1 protein-coding gene and 3 pseudogenes are annotated in these 4,114 nt (G+C 51.9%); 2 read left to right on the plus strand and 2 right to left on the minus strand.

The genetic code is table 11. From position 1 onward, the window contains the following. Positions 1-142 precede the first annotated feature (142 nt). Both QZ506_RS07110 and tyrR read left to right on the plus strand, forming a co-directional pair. Positions 143-682, plus strand: a pseudogene (locus QZ506_RS07110) (YcjX family protein); the annotation flags it as partial. 285 nt (positions 683-967) lie between these two features. Further along, complete coding sequence (tyrR, locus tag QZ506_RS07115) at positions 968-2,539, plus strand: transcriptional regulator TyrR (RefSeq protein ID WP_291970051.1); 1,572 nt, start codon at positions 968-970, stop codon at positions 2,537-2,539. Between the two features lie 48 nt (positions 2,540-2,587). Here the strand turns inward: tyrR and tpx are convergent. Together tpx and mpaA are read right to left on the minus strand one after the other, a co-directional pair. Further along, positions 2,588-2,955: pseudogene (gene tpx / locus QZ506_RS07120) on the minus strand (thiol peroxidase). A 53-nt stretch (positions 2,956-3,008) separates the two neighbouring features. After that, positions 3,009-3,736, minus strand: a pseudogene (mpaA, locus tag QZ506_RS07125) (murein tripeptide amidase MpaA). Positions 3,737-4,114: the final 378 nt, after the last annotated feature.

Raw genomic sequence — 4,114 nt, forward strand, 5'->3', positions numbered from 1 at the left:
ATTGTCCAGTTAACCGGAATGCTCGAAAAGGCCAAAATGGCTCTGATGAAAAATAAGAGTGTAATTTCGTTGCACTGTTGGAAACAAAAGTAGCTTGTCATTTATCGCACGTTTTGGCTTCAAATATCGCGCGGCGCATCAGGATTGCTTGCAACCGCTCAACCGCGGGCTACACACTTTTACTGATATGCTTCTGGCGCTCACGCAATTGATGCAAAGTTTCCATTATGGCAAACGTACCTTGTTGCGCCGTTTATTTTCGCCGTGCATCGATAACCTGATGTTTGCAGACAGTAAAGCGGACCATATCACGGCGGATCAGCATGCGAATCTGGTGTCGCTATTGCAGCAACTGGTACAGGAAGCCTGGCAGAATGCGGCTTTTGAGGGCATCACCATGGATTGCTCGGGTATTGCGTCCGTGCAGTCAAACCAAAGTGGTATCGTGGAATATCACGGGCAGAACCTGCCCGCGTTGCGCGGACATCGTCTTGGCGATGGTGAACCGCTGACGCTTTATCCCGGTGAAGTGCCCGCGCGTTTGCACGGTGCCGCCTTTTGGCAGCAACAGTGCTTCCATTTTGAAGATTTTCGACCTCAAGCGATGAACGTTGATACGCCGTTGCCGCACATTCTGCTGGACAGCGTCATGGAATTTTTATTGGGGGATAAATTGCGATGAGTGAACCGCTAACGCCACGTATCACCTTTGATGATGAGTATCCCTCGGCAACCGCACCCACGTTACGCAGATGATGATGCCTAGCGCCACTTCTCCCCAACGGTCCCCGAGTACAGAAAAAAACTACTCCAACGCCGCCGTAACGCCCATGAAAGCTCGAAATACCGCCAACGGGAAAAAAGATGTTGCCACCTGTCAACTTTTGCTGACAGGTAGCTTCATCCGTGGGATGAGACGCGGTATGATGCCGGAAATATACATTCCCCTGGAAGAAGGTAGCTGTTAATGCGTCTGGAAGTCTTTTGTGAAGATCGAATTGGCCTGACGCGCGAGTTGTTAGATTTATTGGCCTCGCGCGCTATTGATTTGCGGGGTATTGAAATTGACCCCGCCGGACGGATTTACCTGAATTTTGCCACGCTTGGATTTGACGATTTCCGTGTTCTGATGGCGGAGATTCGACGTATCGAAAGCGTGCGCGATGTGCGCACCGTGGCGTTCATGCCATCCGAGCGAGAGCAGCGCGCGATGAATGCCGTTTTGGAATCGATGCCCGAGCCGGTTTTCTCCCTCGATCTGAAAGGCAATATTGAATTGTTCAATCCGGCGATGTTGGCGCTGTTCGAACAATCGGCTGACAGCATCGGGGCGGTCACCATTAATCAGTTGATCCCCAATTACAATTTCACACGCTGGCTGGAGCGCGATGATCGCCGGCTGGAAGCGGAGCGTGTGGTGATTCGCGGGCAAGATTTCCTGTTGGAAATCACCCCGGTGTATTTGGATAATGACGCGGGCGAAAGTGTGATTGCCGGCGCTTTGGTCATGCTGAAATCGGCGGTGCGTATGGGCCGCCAGTTACAAGATCTGGCGGTTAACGATGAGAATGAATTTAATCATATCGTCGCCGTTAGCCCCAAAATGCGTCAGGTGGTTGAGCAAGGTAAAAAGCTGGCCATGCTCGATGCGCCGTTGCTGATCGTGGGTGATACTGGCACCGGTAAAGATATGCTGGCCCGTGCGTGCCATCTGCGCAGTTCTCGCGGCAAAAAGCCTTTCCTGGCGCTCAATTGCGCATCACTGCCTAACGATGTAATGGAAAGTGAACTGTACGGCCACGCACCGGGAGCTTATCCCAATGCGCTGGAAGGCAAAAAAGGCTTCTTTGAGCAGGCCAATGGCGGTTCTGTATTGCTGGATCAGGTGGGCGAAATGTCGCCGCAAATGCAGACCAAGCTGCTGCGTTTTCTTAATGATGGCACCTTCCGTCGGGTTGGGGAAGAGCACGAGGTGCACGTTGATGTCCGAGTGATTTGCGCCACGCAAAAAAACCTGTTGGAACTGGTGCAGCGCGGTGAGTTTCGTGAAGATCTCTATTACCGGCTTAACGTGTTGATGCTTGCCTTGCCGCCGCTGCGCGAACGTCCGGCGGATATCATGGCGCTCACCGAACTGTTAGTGGCGCGTTTTGCCGATGAGCAAGGTATTGCCAGACCCCGCATTGCGCCGGAGCTGTATCATCTGCTGCCGCAGTTCGGATGGCCGGGTAATGTGCGCCAGTTGAAAAACACTGTTTATCGTGCGTTGACTCAGTTGGAAGGGCGCGAACTGCGCGTGCAGGATATCGATCTGCCTTCGTTCACCCTTGATACTGTACAGAACGATGATTTGCTTGAGGGGTCACTGGACGATATCAGCAAGCGCTTTGAACGTTCAGTGCTGACCCGCCTTTATCAGGCTTATCCCAGCACGCGTAAACTGGCAAAACGTCTGGGCGTTTCCCATACTGCCATCGCCAACAAACTGCGTGAATACGGATTGAGCCAGCGTAAAGCCGCAGATGAGGCGGAGGAATAATCCAACAAAAACGGCTGCCGAGGCAGCCGTTTTTTTATCTGTTGAGACTTATTTCAGTGCAGCCAACGCGGCATCATAATCATGTTCGGTGGTGATCTCGTTCACCAACTCGCTGTACACTTCTGCACCGCAGAAACGCGATTGTGCAAACGGCAGATCGGCGGAGATACAGAGCACCACAGTGTCATCCAGCTCAGAAGCCAATTGGTTAAATTTGCGCACGGAAGCGGCGCAGACACCCGTATCAATACTCGGGAAGATATTCAGGATGTTACGCTTACCGGCGAACTGTAGGTCAGCGCGACATCGGAAAGGTCCTTGGCAACCAGTGTGAAGGTGGGAGCTTTAGCGCCTTTCTCAGGAAAGTTTCCGGCTACAGCGACAGGATTTCCTTGAAAATGCACATTTTTTGACATTTCTTTGTCCTTCAATTACAGGTAGTTAACACGGGCATCAGTGTAGGGCAACATTAGCAACATTGATATAAAAACTTTTGTTGCAACAAGGTGACACACGGGGACAGGTAGCGTTCTCTGGCGTCGTCGGCAGAAACCGCAGGCAGCTCTAAGGTGATGCACGGTAACTGACGCTATGCGCACCAACTGCCAAAAGAACCCGGCGTGGGGTAACCAATATGCTCAACCTGTTGCAATGAGAAAGCCTGTGAAAGCCATCCTGCCAGCGAAGAACGGTCCGGATCGTCAACGCAGGCAAGTGGCTCGTGGAAGGTGACAATCCAGGCTGGATCGAGATGTTCAATCAGCGAGCACAATGCCTGGGTTTCAGGCTCTGAGCCGGGATACGCGCCGATGGAAAGCTGCACGTCGCGTTCAGGCGTGGCGCTGTTCCAGCGGTAGACCGTATTGGCTTCCTGCCAGTTGGAGGTGGGAAAATTACGGTTCAGATCAACGCCATTTGCGTTGGCTCGCAGACCAAGCTGGCAGCCATCCGGATTGACGCATAGCACCAGATGCTGATGGCGTTGTACTAGGAGTAACGTTCGCAGGGCGCAGGAGAGAACGGCGATTGACGCGGCTTTATCTCCGTGCGTACGAGAATCAGGCCGGTGTCGCTACTGGTGTGCTCGGCAGGAAAGTAGAGTAACGGTGCGCCCAACGCGGATAAACCATAGCGTTCACCGGATACCTTAAGAGGTCCACGCTGGTGGCGTGGTGTCAGCAAACACGTGCTCGTCATGATGATGCCAAAGCCTTATTGTGGTCATTCATCCGGGTACTTAATCATAAAAGGTGCGATGAAAAAAGCCTTATTCGTGCCCCGGTTCGCATTGATACACACAGAGCGTCAATGCAATAAGGCGACATAGCCCATTTCCCGCTATCATGGTTGCAATACACTGTGACTGATACTGTAACCTGATGATGGATGCGCCATCTATTGTTCCGGTGATGTCCTTTAGTGTCCATTTTTCATTTAAAAATAGAAATGTTAGCGCCATTTCTTGTCCGGTGTGATCCATCTAAAACCGTTGCAATCCGTGCCTAAAACGGGTACATATCCGGGTATCTTAATTTGGAAACGGGTACCTATGAAACTCAATGCGCGACAGATTGA

This window comes from Candidatus Symbiopectobacterium sp. (genome assembly GCF_020054415.1).
GTDB lineage: Bacteria > Pseudomonadota > Gammaproteobacteria > Enterobacterales > Enterobacteriaceae > Symbiopectobacterium.

Excerpts from the sequence above, each read along its gene's own strand:
- tyrR (WP_291970051.1), top strand. The coding sequence starts at position 968 with ATGCGTCTGGAAGTCTTTTGTGAAGATCGAATTGGCCTGACGCGCGAG.